The organism is Corynebacterium sp. HMSC074C01 (assembly GCF_001814605.1).
Lineage (GTDB): Bacteria > Actinomycetota > Actinomycetes > Mycobacteriales > Mycobacteriaceae > Corynebacterium.
Map to the genome: position 1 here is coordinate 1 of NZ_KV817268.1, position 231 is coordinate 231.

At 51.5% G+C, this 231-nt stretch carries 1 rRNA gene; it reads right to left on the reverse strand.

Annotated elements, in window-relative coordinates:
* Positions 1 to 118, reverse strand: a 5S ribosomal RNA gene (gene rrf / locus HMPREF2978_RS02410).
* Positions 119 to 231 lie beyond the last annotated feature (113 nt).

Consider the following 231-nt stretch of genomic DNA (forward strand, 5'->3'; position numbering starts at 1 on the left):
TGTCGGCGGTTTCTTACTCTCCCACAACCTCCCGGTTGCAGTACCATCAGCGTTAGCAGGCTTAGCTTCCGGGTTCGGAATGGGACCGGGCGTTTCCCTGCTGCTATAGGCCACCGACAAACACACGGAGCAACTGTTTGTGTCTGGTTGCGTGTGTTGTGTCAGATACTGTGTAGTGGACGCAAGCGACAGTGTGAATTAGTTGTCTAATGTTGTTTGTTGTTTACACAC